Annotated in this window: 2 protein-coding genes; both read left to right on the top strand. The window is 66.6% G+C overall.

The features are described from left to right. Positions 1-212: hypothetical protein (locus tag EON91_RS14490; protein WP_292096122.1), on the top strand; the 212-nt coding region annotated here is incomplete at its 5' end. Positions 213-356: 144 nt separating this feature from the next. Beyond that, positions 357-1,229: alcohol dehydrogenase catalytic domain-containing protein (locus EON91_RS14485; protein ID WP_292096121.1), on the top strand; the 873-nt coding region annotated here is incomplete at its 3' end.

Here is a 1,229-nt window from a genome sequence, read left to right as displayed (position 1 = left end):
GCGCCACGGAGGCCGCTCCTGCTCCCGCTCCGATCATCGAGCAGGCGGCGCCGGCCGAGGAAGCCTCCATCGACGACCTCATCCTCTTTGCTTCAACGCCGGAGGATCGCGCCCGCCTGATGCTCCGGTGCGCCGGACCTCCTCCCCGCCCGCTCCACTCCACACAGGCCGACAGCCAGCCTGCGTCTGAACCCGTCTTCCTCGCGCACTGACCTTATCCGTCGTGCGCGACGCCGCCGCCGCCCGCCCCTCCGCGGGCGGCGGCAAACGCGCTCAATTCGCCCTATCGTCGCTAAGCTCTTCCCATCCGCCGCAGGCGTTGCTAACGCAACACCAGACCTGTGGAGGAGTACCCTATGAAGAGCCAAGCCATCGTCGCCTACGGCGCCCCCCTTCAGGAAGTGACCTCCGACATTCCGACGCCCAAGGGCACGGAAGTTGTCGTCAAGATTTCCCACTCCGGCGTTTGCCACTCCGACGTCCACCTGCAGGACGGCCATGTCGACCTCGGCGATGGAGACAAGATCGACTGGTCCAAGGGCCGCTCGCTGCCGCACACGCTGGGCCATGAGATCGAAGGCACGCTCTCGGCCGTCGGCCCGGATGCGCAAGGCCTGCTCGAAGGCCGCGCCGTCGGCCAGCGCTTCGTCGTCTTCCCCTGGATCGGCTGCGGCGAGTGCGCCACCTGCAAACGCGACCAGGAACACATCTGCTCGAAGCCGCGCCAGCTCGGCATACAGGTCGCCGGCGGCTATTCGGAATACGTCCTCGTCCCGCACCCGAAATACCTGCTCGACGCGACCGGCGTGCCGGAAGGCCTCGCCGCCACCTACATGTGCTCGGGCATCACGGCGTTCTCGGCGCTGAAGAAAGTCCGCACCGCCTATGAAGGCGAAGCCATCGCCATCGTCGGTCTCGGCGGCGTCGGCATGATGGGCCTGCAATTCGCCCGCGCTATGTTCCCGAACAACAAGATCATCGGCTGCGACATCGACCCGAAGAAACTCGACGCCGCGCTCGCTGCCGGCGCCGACGCCGTCTACAACTCGAAAGAACCTGACGCGCTGAAGAAACTCAAAGTCGAAACCGGCGGCGGCGCTGCTGCTGCGGTCGATTTCGTCGGCTCGACCCCGTCACTGAACTTCGCCAACGGCGCCATCCGCCGCGGCGGCGAGGTTATCGTGGTCGGCCTGTTCGGCGGCAAGTTTGCCGCGCCGATCCCAGCCTTC

The sequence above is a fragment of the Brevundimonas sp. genome (assembly GCF_004210735.1).
Lineage (GTDB): Bacteria > Pseudomonadota > Alphaproteobacteria > Caulobacterales > Caulobacteraceae > Brevundimonas.
This window is presented reverse-complemented; position numbering and strand designations above follow the sequence as displayed.